22 protein-coding genes and 1 tRNA gene are annotated in these 17,275 nt (G+C 60.2%); 15 read left to right on the top strand and 8 right to left on the bottom strand.

The window, feature by feature from the left end; all coding sequences use genetic code 11:
* Positions 1–55: 55 nt before the first annotated feature.
* On the bottom strand, positions 56–463 hold the full coding sequence (locus AGR7B_RS00965) for a DUF2000 family protein (protein ID WP_078051400.1): 408 nt from the start codon (positions 461–463) through the stop codon (positions 56–58).
* 94 nt (positions 464–557) lie between these two features.
* Here AGR7B_RS00965 and AGR7B_RS00960 point away from each other — a divergent pair, with 94 nt between their 5' ends.
* Complete coding sequence (locus AGR7B_RS00960) at positions 558–1,334, top strand: AraC family transcriptional regulator (RefSeq protein WP_162934009.1); 777 nt, start codon at positions 558–560, stop codon at positions 1,332–1,334.
* Here AGR7B_RS00960 and AGR7B_RS00955 read toward each other — a convergent pair whose 3' ends face one another.
* Complete coding sequence (locus tag AGR7B_RS00955; RefSeq protein WP_080855816.1) at positions 1,335–2,222, bottom strand: NAD(P)/FAD-dependent oxidoreductase; 888 nt, start codon at positions 2,220–2,222, stop codon at positions 1,335–1,337.
* Between the two features lie 154 nt (positions 2,223–2,376).
* Between AGR7B_RS00955 and AGR7B_RS00950 the strand changes: the two genes are divergently transcribed.
* Positions 2,377–2,835 carry an Rrf2 family transcriptional regulator gene (locus AGR7B_RS00950; protein WP_020808452.1) on the top strand — a complete coding sequence of 153 codons (459 nt, stop codon included), beginning with the start codon at positions 2,377–2,379 and terminating at the stop codon, positions 2,833–2,835.
* A gap of 71 nt (positions 2,836–2,906) precedes the next feature.
* Here AGR7B_RS00950 and AGR7B_RS00945 read toward each other — a convergent pair whose 3' ends face one another.
* Both AGR7B_RS00945 and AGR7B_RS00940 read right to left on the bottom strand, forming a co-directional pair.
* On the bottom strand, positions 2,907–3,224 hold the full coding sequence (locus tag AGR7B_RS00945) for a hypothetical protein (RefSeq protein ID WP_003524488.1): 318 nt from the start codon (positions 3,222–3,224) through the stop codon (positions 2,907–2,909).
* Positions 3,225–3,296: 72 nt separating this feature from the next.
* Entirely contained in the window at positions 3,297–4,709 is a 1,413-nt protein-coding gene (locus tag AGR7B_RS00940; RefSeq protein WP_162934008.1) for an aminotransferase-like domain-containing protein, read from the bottom strand.
* A gap of 115 nt (positions 4,710–4,824) precedes the next feature.
* Between AGR7B_RS00940 and AGR7B_RS00935 the strand changes: the two genes are divergently transcribed.
* Entirely contained in the window at positions 4,825–5,700 is an 876-nt protein-coding gene (locus tag AGR7B_RS00935) for a DMT family transporter (RefSeq protein WP_065654698.1), read from the top strand.
* A 12-nt stretch (positions 5,701–5,712) separates the two neighbouring features.
* On the opposite strand, the gene AGR7B_RS00930 is transcribed toward AGR7B_RS00935, so the two are convergent.
* The 4 genes from AGR7B_RS00930 to AGR7B_RS00910 form a co-directional block, all read right to left on the bottom strand.
* Complete coding sequence (locus tag AGR7B_RS00930; protein WP_080855815.1) at positions 5,713–6,825, bottom strand: glycoside hydrolase family 25 protein; 1,113 nt, start codon at positions 6,823–6,825, stop codon at positions 5,713–5,715.
* Positions 6,826–7,003: 178 nt separating this feature from the next.
* On the bottom strand, positions 7,004–7,192 hold the full coding sequence (locus AGR7B_RS00925) for a YegP family protein (RefSeq protein WP_059759498.1): 189 nt from the start codon (positions 7,190–7,192) through the stop codon (positions 7,004–7,006).
* Between the two features lie 58 nt (positions 7,193–7,250).
* The gene (locus AGR7B_RS00920; RefSeq protein WP_162934007.1) at positions 7,251–7,976 is read right to left on the bottom strand and encodes a type 1 glutamine amidotransferase; all 726 of its coding nucleotides are present in this window, start codon (positions 7,974–7,976) and stop codon (positions 7,251–7,253) included.
* Positions 7,977–8,113: 137 nt separating this feature from the next.
* Positions 8,114–8,563 carry a DoxX family protein gene (locus tag AGR7B_RS00910; RefSeq protein ID WP_003524478.1) on the bottom strand — a complete coding sequence of 150 codons (450 nt, stop codon included), beginning with the start codon at positions 8,561–8,563 and terminating at the stop codon, positions 8,114–8,116.
* A 145-nt stretch (positions 8,564–8,708) separates the two neighbouring features.
* On the opposite strand from AGR7B_RS00910, the gene AGR7B_RS00905 reads away from it, so the two are divergent.
* The 12 genes from AGR7B_RS00905 to AGR7B_RS00850 all read left to right on the top strand — a co-directional run bounded on the left by AGR7B_RS00905 (position 8,709) and on the right by AGR7B_RS00850 (position 17,139).
* Positions 8,709–9,014 (top strand): Rdx family protein, encoded by a 306-nt coding sequence (locus AGR7B_RS00905; RefSeq protein ID WP_003524477.1) that lies wholly within the window; start codon positions 8,709–8,711, stop codon positions 9,012–9,014.
* A 119-nt stretch (positions 9,015–9,133) separates the two neighbouring features.
* A tRNA-Leu gene (locus tag AGR7B_RS00900) sits at positions 9,134–9,220 on the top strand.
* Between the two features lie 191 nt (positions 9,221–9,411).
* The gene (locus AGR7B_RS00895) at positions 9,412–10,629 is read left to right on the top strand and encodes a tyrosine-type recombinase/integrase (RefSeq protein ID WP_080856936.1); all 1,218 of its coding nucleotides are present in this window, start codon (positions 9,412–9,414) and stop codon (positions 10,627–10,629) included.
* A gap of 222 nt (positions 10,630–10,851) precedes the next feature.
* The gene (locus tag AGR7B_RS00890) at positions 10,852–11,052 is read left to right on the top strand and encodes a helix-turn-helix domain-containing protein (protein ID WP_080855813.1); all 201 of its coding nucleotides are present in this window, start codon (positions 10,852–10,854) and stop codon (positions 11,050–11,052) included.
* On the top strand, positions 11,052–11,366 hold the full coding sequence (locus AGR7B_RS00885; protein WP_080855812.1) for a hypothetical protein: 315 nt from the start codon (positions 11,052–11,054) through the stop codon (positions 11,364–11,366). The genes AGR7B_RS00890 and AGR7B_RS00885 overlap by 1 nt, the downstream gene beginning before the upstream one ends.
* A complete protein-coding gene (locus tag AGR7B_RS00880; RefSeq protein WP_080855811.1) occupies positions 11,356–12,267 on the top strand; it encodes a hypothetical protein in 912 nt (303 codons plus the stop codon). Before AGR7B_RS00885 ends, AGR7B_RS00880 begins: the two co-directional genes overlap by 11 nt.
* Complete coding sequence (locus tag AGR7B_RS00875) at positions 12,264–12,584, top strand: hypothetical protein (protein ID WP_080855810.1); 321 nt, start codon at positions 12,264–12,266, stop codon at positions 12,582–12,584. Before AGR7B_RS00880 ends, AGR7B_RS00875 begins: the two co-directional genes overlap by 4 nt.
* Positions 12,585–12,591: 7 nt before the next feature.
* Complete coding sequence (locus AGR7B_RS00870; RefSeq protein ID WP_080855809.1) at positions 12,592–12,912, top strand: hypothetical protein; 321 nt, start codon at positions 12,592–12,594, stop codon at positions 12,910–12,912.
* A gap of 93 nt (positions 12,913–13,005) precedes the next feature.
* Entirely contained in the window at positions 13,006–13,983 is a 978-nt protein-coding gene (locus AGR7B_RS00865) for a hypothetical protein (protein WP_080855808.1), read from the top strand.
* Positions 13,984–13,985: 2 nt separating this feature from the next.
* A complete protein-coding gene (locus tag AGR7B_RS00860) occupies positions 13,986–14,561 on the top strand; it encodes a hypothetical protein (protein ID WP_080855807.1) in 576 nt (191 codons plus the stop codon).
* 2 nt (positions 14,562–14,563) lie between these two features.
* Complete coding sequence (locus tag AGR7B_RS00855; RefSeq protein ID WP_080855806.1) at positions 14,564–16,777, top strand: phage tail tape measure protein; 2,214 nt, start codon at positions 14,564–14,566, stop codon at positions 16,775–16,777.
* The gene (locus AGR7B_RS00850) at positions 16,774–17,139 is read left to right on the top strand and encodes a hypothetical protein (protein WP_080855805.1); all 366 of its coding nucleotides are present in this window, start codon (positions 16,774–16,776) and stop codon (positions 17,137–17,139) included. Before AGR7B_RS00855 ends, AGR7B_RS00850 begins: the two co-directional genes overlap by 4 nt.
* Positions 17,140–17,275 lie beyond the last annotated feature (136 nt).

The raw sequence follows: 17,275 nt of genomic DNA, 5'->3' as shown, positions 1-17,275 counted from the left end.
TTGCCGTCGCGATTGAAGGGAGGCCCATCGCCTCCCTTTTGCGTTTAGGCTTCTATCACGCGTGCAGCTTCGCACCCTTGGTAATCTTGTCGACGATCTTCCTGTCGGCCCTCAGCGCCATGCCGACCACCTTGGCATTCTCCGGTGAAAACTCCGAAAATACCTGGCGATTGGCGACATCGTGCCCCGTGGCGAACATTTCCTCGATATAAAGCGATGTCGTAACATCGCGCTCGAGGGATCGCTGGTGGATTTTGCGCAACGCCTCCTGATCCGTCGCCATGACGACAATCGGCTGGATGGACAGGGGATTATAGACGTTGCCCGCCCCGTCGCGGTATGGTTCTCCAATGATCTCCTTGGTCTGGGCGACGATCCCGGACATGAGAAATGCGGTAACGTTCAGTTTTTGCCACACGGCAAGGTCATCGCGAAGGATGACGGCGATCTTGGTATCAAACATGCGAACTCAATCTGGCTGTGGTTACGAAAGAGAAGCGATCCTAGCGCCTCGGGGCGTCGGCGATCTTGAACGTTCGTGCAAATTCGAAGGGATCGTGCAGGCACCCTCCAGCGAAGGCATAGAGCGCATCGAAGCGCGTTTTCATGGCAACGCCTATGCGCCGCACCGTCATGATACCTATGCGCTGGGTGTCACGCTTTCCGGCGTCCAGACTTTTTCCTATCGGGGGCAATCGCATTTCAGCACGCCCGGAAGGGTAATCGTGCTGCATCCGGACGAAGTCCACGATGGTGGCGCAGGCACCGATGAAGGCCTGCGCTACCGTATGCTTTATCTTCCGCCCGAAAAAGCGACTGAGGCGGGATATAATGCGCTGCCTTTCGCCCAGAATCCCGTCATCGAGGATGAGGAATTCCGGCAATGCCTCATCGAGGCGCTTGGCAATCTGGAAGGCGCGCCGGACAATCTGCTTCTCACCGACTGGCAGTCGAGACTGGCGGATTTGCTCTGGAAACATTCAAACGGAAGCGCCAGAACCATCAAACGGATCGACCGGATCGCCGTTTTACGGTGCCGGGACTATCTGCTGGAGAATAGCGCCGACACCGTCGGTTCCGAAGAGCTGGAACGGATAAGCGGGCTCGACCGCTTCACGCTCTTTCGGCACTTTCGCTGCCTGTTCGGCACCAGCCCGCACCGTTATCTCATCATGCGCCGGCTGCAAAAATGCAAAGAGATGATGCGTGCGGGTGCGGGCCTTGCGGAAACGGCATTTGCCTGCGGTTTTGCGGATCAGGCGCATTTTACCCGACATTTCAAAAATGCCTTCGGCATGCCGCCGGGCCGCTGGCTCAATCTTGTTTCGCATTGATCATTCCGGAAACAGGATTGACCGGTGAGCCGCAGCACCCGCCATGGCGCCGTCTCCCACCGAAAGGGCGACCGAGCCGGCAGGCCTTGCCACATCACCGCAGGCGAAGATGCCGCGGGCGGTGGTCTGTTTCATGGGATCTGTCACGATGGTCGATCCCATCGGCCCCTCCTCCACGGCGCAGCCAAGTTTTTCCAGCCAGTTCGAGGCGATCCGCAATTTCGGCTGGGTGAAAAGGCCAGCCAATGGGATGCTGCGTCCATCCGCCAGAACGACATCCGCATGCCCCGTAATTTCCCGGATGCGGGTTGTTTCCACCCGCACGCCCCGGGCCGCCAACAATGCCTGCTGATCCCCATCCGGCTCGAATACGCCATTGGTGAAAAAGGTCGTCTCGCCCCAGTCGGGCAGCATCAATGCGTGGTGAATGGCCAAAGGTGAAGCGGCGATGACACCGATCTTTTCCTGATTGAGCTCGTAACCATGGCAATAGGGGCAATGGAAGACCGAAGAGCCCCAACGCTCTTTCAGCCCGGCAACAGTAGGCAATTCATCGGTGACGCCCATGGCGAGGATCAGCCGGTCCGCTGTCTCACGGCGGCTGCCATCGATCTCGACTACAAAATCGCCGAAGGAGCCTTCGGCATCGGTCACCCTGCCCTCAGCCCAATCTATGGTCGGGTAACGTTCGATCTGGCGGCGCGCCTCGGCGATAATTTCACCCGGCGCCTTTCCATCCTGGCCGAGAAAACCGTGGGAATGGCTGGCGAAACGGTTTCTCCGTTCCCCAGCGTCCACCACCAGAATGTTTTTTCTGGCGCGTCCCAGCTGCAGGGCGGCTGAGAGGCCGGCATAGCTGCCGCCGATAATGATGACGTCGAATTTCATGATGCACCCATCGTTTCAGGAAAGAGGCGGAAGTGCCCGTTCATTTCACGATACTTATATTGTTACGTGATTTTCGGAGTCAATAGTCACGCAACTTATATTGTTACGTCATCTCGAAAGTGATAGCGTCGGTGTAAACAGACGGGTTTGGACAATGAGACACGACACGCGCCTTTCACGGGTGCTGCATATTCTGATCCATATGGAAAATCATAAGGGTGCGGCGACATCCGAGAGCATCGCGGCGATGCTTCAGACCAACCCGGTGGTGGTGCGCAGGACGATGGCCGGCTTGCGCGAGCATGGTTATGTCTCTTCGGAAAAAGGCCATGGCGGCGGGTGGGTGCTGGCGCGGCCGCTCAGCGAAATCACGCTGCTCGATATTTACCGGGCGCTTGGCGCGCCGGAACTGTTCTCGATCGGGCTGGCGGGCGACAACCCGAACTGCGTCATCGAACAGGCCGTCAATGCAGCACTTTTCGACGCCATGAAAGAGGCGGAAAACATTCTGCTATCCCGTTTCGGGAGCATTGCCCTTTCGCAACTGGCACAGGAATCCATCAGCCGTTGGTCCAGGGTTTCCAACCACCCTTCCGCGATGGAGCAGCTTTAGGGCGCGGAAAAGGGCCGCAAAGAAAAACCGCCTGCCCGGAGGCAGGCGGTTTTATCATATCAGTAGGCCCGTTACGGCTGGGTCTGCGTGCCGCCCGTATTCGGGCTTGCCGGTGCGGTGTTGTTCGCAGGCGGTGTTGCCGGAGCGGTTGGAGCCATGGGCGCCGGTGCCTGATCCGTTGCCGCAGGCGGCGTGGTGGAGGATGTCGTGGCCGGATCGGTGGTCGGGCCGCTCATCTGCGACCAGGCGAAAACGCCCACCAATACGACGACGATGATCGCCAACCACGGCACCCAGGACGACGACGTGCGGGCACGCGGTTCATTGCTGATATTCACTTCCGGACGAAGATCGCGGTCCGGACGCGGGTTGTTGGGATCGAATGTCATGGTGTTTCCTCCTCTTCATTCTGCGGAGAAAACGACGTTCACGGGATTTTGTTCCGATTCCTTCCAGAACGCTTACAACCGACGAGGTTCGGGCGCTTGCTGAAGCGCCTCCGCCAGCACCGTCATGACCTGCGGACCTGCCATTTGCGACACATTGAAACGCATGAAACCGGAGGCGTTCTGCGAGGAACTGAACACATTGCCGGGGGCCAGCACCACCTGCCGCGAAAGCGCGCGGCGCGCCACATCGGCGGCATCAACCCCGTCCGGTAGGCGGCACCATAAAAACATGCCCGCCTGCGGTTCGATCCACGGCACACATCCGACCGACCTCAGACGCGCCGCCACCTCCGGCATCGTTGCCGCAAGACGCTGCCTCAGCGCCTCAATATGCTTGCGGTAACTGCCATCGGTCAAAAGCGACAGGATCAGCGCCGCCGAAAAATGCGTTCCGCCAAAAGTGGTGGCGATCTTGAGATCGGTCAGGGCTTCCACCCAAGCCATGGGTGCCGCAATGAAACCGCACCGCACGGAGGCCGACAGTGTTTTTGAAAAACTGCCTATCTGGACGACGCGGTTCAGACCGTCGAAGGCCGCCAGCCGGGGCGCGGCCTGGGTTTCGAAATCGGCAAAAATATCATCCTCGATGATGGTCAGCCCCACTTGTTCGGCGAGTATTAGCAGGCGATGGGCGGAAACGGCGGAAAGCCTTGCACCTGTCGGATTATGGATTGCGGAATTGGTAATATAAAGCCGGGGCTGATGGTCTTTCAGCGCCTGCTCGAAGAGTGCGAGATCCGGTCCGGTCGGCGTATAGGGAACACCGACGATCTTCACCCGATGCGCCCGCAAGAGGGCGTGAAAATTGAAATAACAGGGATCATCGACAACAACCGTATCGCCCGGCTGCAGCAGGAAACGGCACAGAAGATCGATCGCCTGCGTGCCTGAATCGGTGAGCATGATCTGGCTGGCGCCCGCCTGTACCCCGTGTTCGGCCAGCCGGCGTGACAGAAGCTGCCGTAGCGGCAACAGCCCCATCGGACTGCCATAATCCGTCAGCAGGGCGGCGTCGGCGCGGGCAAGCCCGCGCATCGCCCGCCTCAACGCCTCCTGCGGCATCCACGATGCGGGAAGCCAGCCGCAGCCGGGTTTGGCGAGAACGGAACCTTCATCGAGCGCCTGCCGCGAGACCCATAGAGGATCCACCGCCCTGTCAAGCTGCGGCTCGATATCGGCAAGCGACAGGGGCGCAAGCGGGCCCGAAACGAAAAAACCGGAGCCGGGGCGCGAGCTTATCGTACCATCCGCCACGAGCCGGTCATAAGCCTCGACAACGGTGGAGGTGGAAACCTGCATGGTCTTCGCCAGCGCCCTGACCGACGGCAGGCGCGCGCCAGGAACGAGGCTGCGCGAGGCGATGCGTTGCCGCACACTTGCCATCACCTTCTCTATGCGCGTGCCCGCAGCGACTTGTCCGTCCACACTTCCTCCAACTGTACCGCTTATGATACCATAACAGTTTGTTGAAATTGTATATGATTGTCGCTGTTCCTGCCAGCCATTCCGGATCAAGAAAGGCAAAACGCAGGAGTTGACAATGGACAAGACGACGAGCGGCTGGCTGAGCGGTCTGACAGGCGTGGTGATATTCAGCGGTTCGCTGCCCGCGACACGCATTGCGGTAACGGGTTTCGATCCGGTGTTCCTGACCGTCGCCCGCGCCAGCATTGCCGGCCTGCTGGCGCTGGCGCTGCTGTTTCTGTTCAGGCAAAAGCGCCCGGCGAGCGATGACCTGACATCGCTTTTCATCGTCTCGCTCGGTGTCGTGGTGGGCTTCCCGTTACTGACCGCACTCGCCCTGCGGCATGTCACCTCGGCGCATTCCATCGTTTTCGTGGGGCTCTTGCCGCTCGCGACAGCAATCTTCGCGGTGCTGCGCGGTGGAGAACGCCCACGCCCCGTCTTCTGGCTCTTTTCCTGTCTTGGAAGCGCGCTTGTTGCGGGGTTTTCGCTGTCGAATTCGTTTGCCGCCGGGATCGAGGCGTCGCTTGCCGGCGATCTTCTGATGCTCGGCGCAATCATCGTCTGCGGGCTTGGCTATGCGGAAGGTGCTGCCCTTTCCCGCAAGCTGGGCGGCTGGCAGGTCATTTCCTGGGCGCTGGTTCTTTCCCTGCCGGTAATGCTGCCGCTTGCTTTCTTCACCGGGCCGGAAACGCTTGCCGGCATCGACCCGCAGGCCTGGGCCGGCCTTGCCTATGTTTCCCTGTTCAGCATGCTGATCGGCTTCATCTTCTGGTATCGCGGACTGGCGCTTGGCGGCATCGCAGCCGTCGGCCAGCTGCAACTGCTTCAGCCCTTCTTCGGGCTGGCACTTGCCGCGACCCTGCTGCATGAGGAGGTGAGCCCGGCCATGATCGCCGTTACGCTTGTGGTGGTGCTCTGTGTTGCAGGCGCGCGAAAATTCGCGCGCTGACGGCTGCCATCGTCAGCTCGAACGGCGGTCCACCCAGCGATGCCATGCATCCTCACTGCCGTTGAAGACATTGAGATCGATGCGACCATCGACGCCGTGCGACAGGCCGGAACCGGAATATTGCCAGAACAGCCACTTGCGGCCGGGATAAACCACCGATGGATGCTGGGCGACGGCGCGCAGCCAGAAGGGATAATCCTGGAATTCGCCCTGGAGGTTGTCCTTGTAAAAATCGGGCGCCGTATAAATGATCGGCCGCTGGCCGTAATGGCGCTCAAGCTTGTCCATGAAGACGCGCATCTTTTCCAGAACGCGTTCACGGGAATGGCGCATCTTGCAGCTCGATTCGCCGTTATATTCCACGTCGATGACCGGCGGCAGGGCTTCCGGGTCGCGCGGTACATTGCGAATGAACCAGTCCGCCTGTTCGCTGGCGTTGCGGCACCAGTAGAAGAAGTGGTAAGCGCCGCGGCGAATGCCCGCTTCCTTCGCGCGCTGCCAGTTGGTGCGGAACATCGGATCGAGATGGTCGCCGCCATCCGTCGCCTTGATGAAGGCGAAATTGGCGCCGCGTGTGCGCAGCTGCGGCCAGTTTATATTGGCCTGCCAGCGGGATACATCCACCCCGTGGACCTGGAAATGACGCGGCTGGACCTTGCCGAAATTGATCGGCTTGGCATCGCTGAAGCTGGAGCGGAAAATGCGCGAGCGGATTTGCGCACCGGCGCTCGCCGCCGGGGCCGCAGCCATGGCCAACTGGACCGGGCGCTCCATCTGGTTGATCGTGGGGCGCTCCGCCGGCCGCACCATTCCCGCCGCCTGTGACGGAACCGGCAAACGGATTTCAGGCGCATTCTGCGTTAACGACGCCCTGGGGGTGACAGCGGAAAAGGCCTTGGGTTCGTCAGGCACCGGCCCGCCCCATGCCAGAACTTCCTGCCGTGGCTTTGCTGAAATGGGCTGGGTACCGACACTTGCCTGCGGCACCGGCGCGGATGGCGTGACCGAACTCGTCGTTTCCTTCGAGGGCAAACCGGCCATCAGGCTTTCCGGCCCGGAACTGGACGTGCAGCCTCCAAGCAGGAAGCAACCGAAGAAAAGTGCTGGCACAGCCGATGAACGCATGAGAACCCGTACGCAAAACAAATCGGGGGCACTCTGATGCCGCCCGGAGACCTCGAAATACAAATGCTAACGGAAGATTATCAAAAAAGACTGAATCTTATCTTTACGTCGGCACACGCCGATGCGCCCGTCATTTCTGGCAGGCGAAACGGTTCGAGTTCTCGCGTCGTGGCGCGGCTCAGGCCGTCATGGCGGTCAGATCGACAGTGTCGGCGCCGGGGGAGTTTCTCTTGATCGATTCGATCGCATGGATGGCCGACGCCTTCGCCTTGTACCCTTCCGACGAGAACATTGTCTCCCCGTTGGATGCCTTGAAGCGGAAACGATATTCGCCGGCCTTGTCCTGATAGATTTCGAATTTGTACATAATCTTTGCGCCTCCTTTCGCGCGGTAGTCCATCAGCCGCAACTCTGTTCGGCCTCGGTCACTTTCGCAACGGAAAATCGCCGATCTGAATGAGCCGCACCCAGGCTCGAGCGATCTCCAGCCCGGCTGCATCGGCCATTTCTGCGCGCAAGCCACGGTGGTCACGATAATTCTCCAGCCAGCCCGGCGACATTCTTTCGACGGAAGCAGGAAACGCCTGGCACCAGCCATCAACCACGGCGGTCGAGGCCTCGAAATGGAATTGCGTGCCATAGACCGCCCGGCCGATGCGAAAGGCCTGATTTCGTGTCGCGCCATTGGTCGCAAGCCGCGTGGCGTCCGGCGGAAGCGTAAATGTATCGCAATGCCACTGAAAAATAGGAAAGGTCTTTTCCAACCCCGCCAATAGCGGATCAGACACGCCCTCTTCCGTCAGGGAGACATCCTGCCAGCCGAATTCCGGCGGTCCCGAGAGAATATTCTCTCCGCCATAGGCGCGCGCCAGCAACTGGCTGCCGAGGCACACACCCATGACCGCTTTACCAGCATCGCCAAAGGCTTTCATGAGAAGGGCGAGATCAGCCAGATAGGGATAAAGCGCATCGTCAAGCGCGTTTTGTTCGCCGCCCAGAACGACAAGCGCATCATGGTCGGCGGCATCCGTTGGGAGAGGCTCACCCGCATAGGCGCGGATCACATGGATTTCCGCCGCCGCTTCTTCCAGCGCTACGCCGAGTTGCCCATGCGGCGTACCCGCCATGTTTTCTATGATTGCGACGCGCATAAGACCTCGTGGAGACGACAATGGATTCAACCGGCCAAGAGTGCCGATCGAATCCAGCTTCACCACGAGAAAAATCGATTTTCAAGAGCCGCGGCGTCGTCAGTGCGACGACAGGCGGATGACCTGACCTATGCGCCTTAGAATTCACGCGCCAGCTTGGCGTCTGCGGAATGCCGGTTGCCGCCACGAACTGCGAAGAACAGGAAAATCGCAGCCCACAGTATCGATTTTTCCGCGCCGCCCAGACCTTCCGCCTTTACGATGCCGTGAAAATAAACCGTTACCAGAAGAACGATCATGGCCGCGAAAGATGCCGGCCGTGTGAACAGGCCGATGGCGACCAGAATGCCGCCGAAAAATTCCGTGGCGGCAAGCAGCGGCGACCAGAAGACGCCGGGATAAAAACCGAGGCTCTCCACCATGCCGACTGCGCCGAAAGGATTGACGATCTTGCCGAAACCATGGGTGACAAGAAGAAGCCCGGCCGTGACGCGCAGGATCGTCTCCACCAGATCATGTGTCGCATTATAAAGCGGTGCGACCGCCGGAACGAAAAGACGCTGACGATTATTCTCGAACTGGGCCATAGGATCTCCACGTTTCAGCCTTCGACAGCTTCTCTGTTCGCAAAGCCGCATGATAAGAACAAGCGTACGCCCGGTAAAAACATGAGTATTATGGTTGACATTATCGTGAACATTATTGCCGCTGCGCGGTGAAGGAGACCTGAGGATGACCGAGACAAAACCCCGCATAACCATCCGCTATTGCACGCAATGCAACTGGCTGCTCCGGGCAGGCTGGATGGCGCAGGAAATCCTTCAGACCTTCGCTTCCGATGTCGGCGAAGTCAGCCTCGTTCCCTCAACCGGCGGCCTGTTCGAGATCACCGTGGACGGCACGACCATATGGGAACGCAAACGCGATGGCGGTTTTCCCGGCCCAAAAGAACTCAAACAGAGAATCCGTGACATCATCGACCCGGAGCGCGACCTCGGTCATGTGGACAGAACGAAGCATGAAGGGCTCGACACCTGACCCGGCGACATGTTTCAACAGCCCCAACCAAGTTTTTTCCCTTTAAAATCAATGATCGTCATAAAAGTTCAAAAAGCCTGTTGACACCGGGCGGCTGCCCTCGTACATCGCTCTCCGTCGCCCAGATGGCGGAATTGGTAGACGCGCCAGCTTCAGGTGCTGGTACTCGCAAGGGTGTGGAGGTTCGAGTCCTCTTCTGGGCACCAATTTCCTGATACAGTTGTCTACGGACTTCTATATCATCTTTAAAAAGCCCCGGTTTCCGGGGCTTTTTTGCGTTTCGCGGCTGCGCTCGTCTTAGCTCGTCTATCCGCATCAAACCGATTTCATGGTATTTTGGTTGGTATTGATGGTATCTCTGGTTAACGTTCCGGAGACGATACCAAGGGCGGATACCATGCTTCTCAACGATACGCGCATCCGAAATGCCAAGCCCGCAGACAAGGTCCAAAAGCTATCCGATGGGGGCGGGCTTTACTTAATGATCGACCTCAGAGGGTCGAAGCTATGGCGCATGAACTTCTCCTATCATGGGAAGCAGAAGACGTTGGCCTTCGGGAAATATCCCGAGGTCAGCCTCGCCGATGCGCGCAAACGGCGTGACGCCGCGCGCGCGCAGTTGGCGGCGGGCGACGATCCTTCCCAGATCGCAAAAGTCGAAAAGCTCAAGCGAAAAACAGAGGTCGCGAACACCTTCAAGGCTATTGCCGACGAGTTCGTCGCGAAGATCGAAAAGGAGGGGAAGGCCGACGCCACGCTGACGAAAAAGCGTTGGCTCCTCGATATGGCGTGCGCCGATCTCGGCTCGCGCCCCATCGGCGACATTACCGCCGTCGAAATCCTGACCTCGCTTCGAAAGGTCGAAGCGAAGGGTAATCTTGAGAGCGCCCGAAGGCTCCGCTCGACAATAGGTCAGATTTTTCGGTACGCCATCGCGACAGCGCGAGCAGAGAACGACCCGACATTCGGTTTGCGCGGTGCGCTTGTCGCGCCCACGGTGAAGCATCGGGCCGCGCTGACAGATCGATCCGCGTTTGCCGGGCTGATCCGGGCAGTGTGGGGTTACAAAGGGCAGGCAACGACGAAGGCGGGCCTGATGCTCATGGCCCTTCTGTATCCCCGGCCCGGCGAGCTTCGTATGGCAGAATGGCCCGAGTTCGATCTCGATAAGGCTGTTTGGACGATCCCTGCCGAGCGGACCAAAATGCGCCGGGAGCATAAGAAGCCCCTCCCGCCACTCGCAGTCGAAATCCTGCGCGATCTGCATAAACTGACGGGCTATGGGACGTTCGCTTTCCCGGCCTTCCACACCACCAAACGCCCAATGAGCGAGAATACCCTGAATGCGGCTCTTCGCCGTCTCGGGTACACGGGCGAAGAAGCGACCTCCCATGGCTTCCGCGCCTCCGCGTCGTCATTGCTGAATGAGTGCGGGCTTTGGTCGCCCGATGCCGTCGAGGCCGAGCTTGCCCACGTCAGTACCGATCAAGTGCGACGGGCCTATCACCGCGCCACCTATTGGGATGAACGCCTCAGAATGGCGGCGTGGTGGCAAGGGGAAATCGAAGTAATGCTCAGGGGCGCTGACGTAATCGATCTTGCAGCGACCGCGTAGCTTTCATTCCCGATCAATGGAATTGCTTGCATCGGTTATGCGCCAATATTTATGACTTCATTGTCAGAAATGTCATGCATCCAGCGCCGTATAAGTACATTTCAGTTGAAGCTATCACTGTCCACGCTCATGTATATTGCATGTGCTTGGCAAAGGTCGCTCCAATCACAATTGACCTCAACTCCATGAATTGACCAGACCGATTACGATCATGGGGTTACTATGTCCGATCAATCGCAGCGCATTGAGCGCCTCGCTTTCTCCATTCCCGAGGCCGCAGCGCGTCTCGGTATCTGCCGGGCGAGCGTCTACAACTTGATAAAGGCCGGTGGCCTCAAGCCGGTGAAAATCTTGGGTCGCACCGTCATCACCGACGCGGAGTTGCGTCGCTTCCTCACGAAGCTGGAAGAGGAGGCCGTCTGATGGGTGCCTCCCGCAAATTCACATTCGACGAACTGCGTGACCCTTGGGTTCTGCACTACGAGCTTGGATCACCCACAGGCGGGCCGATCCCGTTCCCCGCCGCCCGCTTTCACCGCGAAGTGGATCGCGCTGCCCGCGCCATCATCGCGGGCCGTTCGCCCGGCGTTCAAGGCTGGCTGAACCGTCGCATCGGCGATCTCGCAAGGTGGGGCGTTGAAAAGGAAGCCGCCCGTCAGGATATCGAGAACCTCAAGGAAGCAATCGAAGCCCGCATCGTTCGCATCCAGTTGACGGAGGGTGCAGATGCGGATTGAGGCACGGGTCAAAACGAAGAACCGGATCAAACAGGCCGACACAAATATCGAGCTTGCAGAGGCGGAAGCCGCTGCCGCGCGTGACGCCTATAGGCGTCAGCAACTCGCACGCCGCCGGGTCGATGACATTATGGCGGTGCTCGATCATCGCTTCCGCGACGGACAGCCCAACAAGCAGGAGGCCGAACCCTTCGTGCGTGCGCTGCTTTTTACGCTGATGTGGGAGCAGGCAGGCAATCGCTCTATCGCCGCTAAGTTCACGGCGAACGCCTTTCCTGATTTCGACCTCGGCGAACTGCTCGCGTTGGCAGCAGACGCTTGCGCGATGAGCAGCCAAGATGTTGCGCGGCTCCTGCGGGTAAGCCTTGAAGAACGCCAATCGCTCGGGCTGGCGATGATCGGCGCTTGCGATCTCGCAGACGACGAGTACGCGGCCTTCATGAAGTCGGAGGACAAGCGGCGTCGGGCGGCGCGCAAAAGGCGTGCACGCCCTCGGAACCTTGACCAGAGACGCGCGGATGAGAGCGCAAAAAGAGAGGCAATCGCACGCTTTGCTGCCGCGAATAGAGTGACCGAGAAGACCGTTCGGAACTGGATCGCGAAGGGTATGGTAGCGGTTGCAGAGACGCGGGAAAATGGCGTCCCCTCTATTACTATTACCCACGGGTACGCGAGTTTCCCGGCGGCGAAGGCGCAGCGGCCTCAAGCCGCGCACGCGCCGCAGGCCGCTCCCATCGCGGGATCGCTTTCCGGCTTGAAGCCGGACGCGCCCCGCTTCGCCACGACGCTGGACGACTTAGCTGCAATTTCCGAACGGATGCCGGGGGTCGTGGATCGCGTCGTGAAAACCGCCCGCGATAGCCTCGTAGCCTTCGCGACCAAAGAACGGAGGCGCGCATGATCCTGAAACTCATTGAAGCACAGATCATCCGCCTCGCTGCCGCCGTCGCTCGTGACCGGAAAACGCAAGGCGCGGATGAACTGCGGCACATCACATCGCTGACCACGACGCTTGAAAGCTCGGTCATCGACTTGTTCATTGCCGCCGGATTGAAGCCTGACGCGGCCCATATCGCGGCCAAGGCGTACGCACTCGGCTGGGCCGATGGCGTCCATCGTGGAACCGGAGAGACGCTTTCCGACGCCGTTCTCGAAAAGCAATACGCCAGCCTCGGCGATGCGATCCGCCTTCCGTCCGGTCCGGCGCTTTTGCAGTGAGGTTCGGATGGAACTTGAAAAGCTCTCGTCCTCCGATCTCGCTGCCATCATCGCAAAGGCAGGAGCGATCCTCGCAAAGCGCGCGGGCGAGCAGCGCCCGGCGCAGTTCGCGTTGCTTCCCGATCTCGATCCCATCGACCCGACGATGGTCGATCTCGACGAGCGCCTGCCGGACGGCTCGCGGCGCTGGCTTACCCCAAAAGAGGTCGCTCCGAGAAAGAACGTCTCGCCTGACACGATCATTCGGATGATCGTTGATGAAAATGCAGGGATAAAACTACGCGGTCGCTACTATTTCGATGGATGGTTTTTGAAAGTCCGGACATAGTTCCGGCCTTTTGCTTGCGGATTTTGCGGATTTCATCGTTCGCACTTTAAGCTGGCCGTGAGGTATTCTTTCCTCAATTGGAAAGGAGCGATCATGGCGATTTTTACTGAGGCGATGCTCAACTTCTTGCCTGAGAAGGCACGCTCAAAGGCTATCCGGCTTGATGAAGACTTCGATGCCGCTGGCGCTGCGGTAAAGGCGGCGCAGAGTGATTTGGAAGACGCATGGCTGCGCCGCGACCTTGCAGAGCGGAATGCTCAGACATCTGGAAAACATACCCGCACCGGAACGGTGCGGCATCCGCTCGAAAGGCTGCGGAAGCTGTTGGCCGAAGGTGACGCGGAGATCGATCCGGCCTTTGCGAAAATCGAAATCGAGATTGCCGAGCGCTTGCAGCCCCGGCTCGACAGGGCAAACGCAGTGTTTCAGGCGCAGGGCGTCGTTCAGTCATGCGGATACTGGATCGCCGACGCGATGCGCGCAGGCGTAAAGCTGCGGGATGCTGCGCCGGTCAAGCTGACCGCCAAGGATCATCGCCGGGAGGTCGAAGAAGCACGCAATGAACTTTCGGACCTGACGGACCAGCTTTATCGCGTGGAAAGCGCTCCGCAGCCCTTGTCCGTCATTCGCGAAGCCATCGCGCGCGAAATCGATGAAATTGCAGATCGCGGTCGCCCGAGGTTGAGCTTTACAGCCCGCGAGGTCTCGCCGCTCCGGCTGGACCGGGCATTGGGTATCGTCAACTCGGAACGTGGTCCTCGGATCGCCGAAACAATCATTTGGCTGCTTCGCGATGAAGCTGTCGCGAAGGCCGTGACGCTCATCGGTTCTGTGGAGCCGGAAGGAGCCATGAGCGACACCGAACGCGATGCCGCCCTTGAGCGGCTCGCCGCCGAAATCCTTGCTGCCGGTAGGCGGGAAGAAGCAGCCATCGAAGCCGCCGCAGAAGTCGGAATGGTCATCTTCCGCCGCTCGGATGCTGATCCCCGCGCAGTCCTTGGTATCGAGGAACTGACGCCCGGCTGGCGGTCGCGCCACGATGTCGGCCTCGACGATATGGCGAGGGTTTGACCATGAGCGCAATCACACCGCAGTCGATTTCGGACCTTAGCCGGTTTCTCGACCGTCACACCGAGATTTCCGAGGCCGATGCGCGCGCGCTCCTGCGCGCCGCATCTTCCGGCCAGCCGATCAACCTGCCCGATGCGATAGACTTTTCGGGAGAGGTGCTGCGCGGCCAGCTTGCCGCAATCTTCCGGTCCATTCCGGCGTTAGCCGGGGAAACGGCTCCGGTGCTGGCGGTCAACCCCATCGCCGTGCCGGAGCCGCCTACATCCGAAGCGTTGGCCCCTCCCGCGCCGATGTCCTTCGAAAACCGCCAGATTGCCTTCCGGGCGATTGCTGGCCCTCGGTTGGAAGCGATGGCCGACGCGCTCGCCGCCACGACCGTTTCGCTCGACGAAGGTACGCGGGCAATCCAGACCGCGCGGGAAAATCTTCCGCCGGAAGGACGCCGCACGCCGACAATCGCTGAACGTGCAGCGGGACAGGAAGAATTTGGCAGCAGCCACGAAGCGCCCGTCACCCCTAAAAGCATGGCTGCGGACGGCTGGAAAAAGGCGTTCGCAACAGCGCAGGCGGGAGGCTGACCATGGCAGGCAGAACTCTCACCAGCAGCCTCGTCGTCCGTCTGATCGATAATGTCACTGCGCCTGCGAAGAAGGTGGGGCAATCGCTCGCCGGTCTTGGCAAAACCACTGGCGGCATAGCGGGCGTGTCCGCCCGGCTTGCTACGGCGCAGGAACGCAACAACGCCGCACTCGCGGACGCTCGCGGCGGCATGATTGACGCTATTGCCGGGTTGTATGCCTTCAAGGGCGCTGTCAACTCGGTGATCGGCCCGACCATCGCGCTTGAGGAAAAGCTGGCCGATCTGCGCAAGGTCGCGAATGTTGACGATGCCGGAATGAAGGCGCTGGAAGCCGCCGTGAAGCGCGTTTCGGCGGCGACTTCGCGATCCCAGGGCGAAGTTGCTGCGACGATGGCAGCCGCCGCACAGGCAGGCATCGCCGTCGATGATCTGGAAGCCTACAGCGAAATGGTCTTGAAGGTCGCGGTCGCGTGGGATGTGACGGGCGACGCCGCTGGTGAAGCGCTTGCCAAAATCGGAACCGCGATGGGCTGGACCGTCGATCAAACCCGCCAATTCGCAGACGAAATCAACGTCCTTTCCGATAGCACCGCCGCTTCCTCGACTGATCTCCTCGAATATGCGCGCCGGACCCTCGCCATGGGCAAAGCCGCCGGATTTTCATCGAAGGAAACCCTCGCGCTCGGCTCTGCCATGATTTCCGCAGGCGCACAGCCTGATGTCGCGGCAACATCGTTCTTGAACCTCACTCGCGCTCTGACGAAGGGCGCGAGCGCCACGAAGGCGCAGCGCGCAGCGTTCGCAGCCCTTGGCCTCGATGCTAAAAAGCTGGCGAAGGGCATGCAGAAAGATGCGCTCGGCACGACTATGGCCGTGCTCGAAGCCATCCAGAAGGCACCCGCAGAAAACCGAGTTTCGCTTATCTCTCAGATTTTTGGCGACGAAGCCCGCGCTCTCGGTCCCACTCTGGAAAATCTCGGCATCCTTCGCGAAAACTATGCCGCCATCGCTGATGAGGCGAAGACGGCAGGATCAGTCCAGCGTGAGTTTCAGGTCCGCGCGAAGACGACCGCGAATGCGCTCGCGCGCCTTCGGAACGCATTCGAGGCCATTGCAATCGCACTCGGTTCCGCAATCACTCCGGCCCTCGCCGATCTGGCTGACCGGTTGGTTCCTATTGCCGGAAAAATCGCCGATCTGGTCGGGAAATATCCTCGCCTCACCTCTGCCATTGTCGGGACGACCGGCGCATTGATCGGCTTCCGCATTGCGCTCTCTGGCCTCCGGTTCATCGGGCTTTTGGGCAAAGGCGGCGCGCTTTCAGCGCTCGCCTTTGGCTTCAACACTATTGGCAGGGCTGCGGCGGGCATGGGTGGCGGTATCCGCCGCATCCGCGAAGTCGTGGCTTTGCAGAACGCCCTCGGCACGGCGCAGATGGGGCGAGCGCTGACAGGTTGGGAGAAGTTCGGGACCGTCTTCCGTGCGGTAGCTGCGGCGGGCGGGCGCGTGGTCTGGACGCTGACGAAGCTCTCGTTTGTCGGCCTCGCCATCGGCGCGGCGGCGACGTGGATTTACAACAATTGGCAGAACCTCGCGAATTTCTTCTCCGGCTTTGCTGAGGGATTTTCCAAGGCGTTTGAGGGCGTGGGGCCGACGCTGCAACCCATCGTGTCGGGCTTCGGCGATCTCTTTAAGTGGGTATCAGGCCTGCTTGGCCCCATCAACGATACGAACGGCGCTTTCAAATCGTGGGGCGAGACGGTCGGCGGCGTCGTCGCGGGTGCCGTGAACTCGGTGGTCGGGGCAATTGAGCGCTTGATCGGCGGCATCAAGGCAGCGGTCGAGTGGGCCGTCAATTTGAAGTCAACGCTCGGCGGATTGATGACGTGGGGCGGCGGCGACGGCAGCGTTGAAATGCCGTCCTACGATGCCATGGGCAACCCGACAGGCCACCGGGCGACCGGCGGCCCTGTCTGGCCGGGCGGATCGTTCGTCGTCGGCGATGGCGGCGAGCCGGAAATCTTCACGCCGAAGACGGCGGGGACGATCACTCCGATGAGCAAGGCCGGGGGCAGCGTCAGCATCGGCCCATTCACGTTTCACGGTATCTCGGGTGATGCTGCCGAGCTTGAGGCGCGCGTTCGCCGCGCCGTCTCTGATGGCGTCGATCAGCTTCTTCGCGGGGCGCACGCCGATGCCGGGGCATACTCATGATGGGGGTTACAGACCGGTTCACCCGCTTCATCGCGGCACTAGGCGTGCAGGACGCCTCCATGACGGGTCGGCGCTGGTTCGGGCGAGGATTGCTACGCTTCACCGCCCTGCCCGGCATTGGCACCGATGACAGCGAGGTCGCAGCGATATGGTGCCATGGCTACAGCGAGGGCGCTGACGACGCTCTCCGGCTTGCCGGAATCATCTTGTCTGACCCTGTGTGTCGTGGCCGGGAACGGGAAGCCCTCAAGCTCCTATCCGAGGGGCTGGACCACGGATCGATAATCGCAGCACTGCGGGTCAGCAAACCCGCAGGCGATGGCGGCAAGGTCATATCGATGTCGGATCGCAGGTCAGGATGAGGTGTGGGCGGACAGAAAAGGGCGGCGGAAAAAGACTTTAGGTACCTTTCGCAGCCCTCTCCCTATGCGGAGCCGCCGCCCCCCGATCTTTGCGTGTGTTTCCATTTTTCGATTTCGGACTTTGCTTTGCTTCATG

Origin of the sequence: Agrobacterium deltaense RV3 (assembly GCF_900013505.1) — a bacterium.
Classification (GTDB): Bacteria; Pseudomonadota; Alphaproteobacteria; order Rhizobiales; family Rhizobiaceae; genus Agrobacterium; species Agrobacterium leguminum.
This window is presented reverse-complemented; position numbering and strand designations above follow the sequence as displayed.

Coding starts and splice junctions, on each gene's coding strand:
- AGR7B_RS00930 (WP_080855815.1), bottom strand. CDS start 6,825: ATGCGTTCATCGGCTGTGCCAGCACTTTTCTTCGGTTGCTTCCTGCTT.
- AGR7B_RS00850 (WP_080855805.1), top strand. CDS start 16,774: ATGATGGGGGTTACAGACCGGTTCACCCGCTTCATCGCGGCACTAGGC.
- AGR7B_RS00945 (WP_003524488.1), bottom strand. CDS start 3,224: ATGACATTCGATCCCAACAACCCGCGTCCGGACCGCGATCTTCGTCCG.
- AGR7B_RS00925 (WP_059759498.1), bottom strand. CDS start 7,192: ATGTACAAATTCGAAATCTATCAGGACAAGGCCGGCGAATATCGTTTC.
- AGR7B_RS00890 (WP_080855813.1), top strand. CDS start 10,852: ATGTCCGATCAATCGCAGCGCATTGAGCGCCTCGCTTTCTCCATTCCC.
- AGR7B_RS00885 (WP_080855812.1), top strand. CDS start 11,052: ATGGGTGCCTCCCGCAAATTCACATTCGACGAACTGCGTGACCCTTGG.
- AGR7B_RS00950 (WP_020808452.1), top strand. CDS start 2,377: ATGAGACACGACACGCGCCTTTCACGGGTGCTGCATATTCTGATCCAT.
- AGR7B_RS00855 (WP_080855806.1), top strand. CDS start 14,564: ATGGCAGGCAGAACTCTCACCAGCAGCCTCGTCGTCCGTCTGATCGAT.
- AGR7B_RS00955 (WP_080855816.1), bottom strand. CDS start 2,222: ATGAAATTCGACGTCATCATTATCGGCGGCAGCTATGCCGGCCTCTCA.
- AGR7B_RS00920 (WP_162934007.1), bottom strand. CDS start 7,976: ATGCGCGTCGCAATCATAGAAAACATGGCGGGTACGCCGCATGGGCAA.
- AGR7B_RS00935 (WP_065654698.1), top strand. CDS start 4,825: ATGGACAAGACGACGAGCGGCTGGCTGAGCGGTCTGACAGGCGTGGTG.
- AGR7B_RS00865 (WP_080855808.1), top strand. CDS start 13,006: ATGGCGATTTTTACTGAGGCGATGCTCAACTTCTTGCCTGAGAAGGCA.
- AGR7B_RS00905 (WP_003524477.1), top strand. CDS start 8,709: ATGACCGAGACAAAACCCCGCATAACCATCCGCTATTGCACGCAATGC.
- AGR7B_RS00895 (WP_080856936.1), top strand. CDS start 9,412: ATGCTTCTCAACGATACGCGCATCCGAAATGCCAAGCCCGCAGACAAG.
- AGR7B_RS00870 (WP_080855809.1), top strand. CDS start 12,592: ATGGAACTTGAAAAGCTCTCGTCCTCCGATCTCGCTGCCATCATCGCA.
- AGR7B_RS00880 (WP_080855811.1), top strand. CDS start 11,356: ATGCGGATTGAGGCACGGGTCAAAACGAAGAACCGGATCAAACAGGCC.
- AGR7B_RS00965 (WP_078051400.1), bottom strand. CDS start 463: ATGTTTGATACCAAGATCGCCGTCATCCTTCGCGATGACCTTGCCGTG.
- AGR7B_RS00910 (WP_003524478.1), bottom strand. CDS start 8,563: ATGGCCCAGTTCGAGAATAATCGTCAGCGTCTTTTCGTTCCGGCGGTC.
- AGR7B_RS00875 (WP_080855810.1), top strand. CDS start 12,264: ATGATCCTGAAACTCATTGAAGCACAGATCATCCGCCTCGCTGCCGCC.
- AGR7B_RS00860 (WP_080855807.1), top strand. CDS start 13,986: ATGAGCGCAATCACACCGCAGTCGATTTCGGACCTTAGCCGGTTTCTC.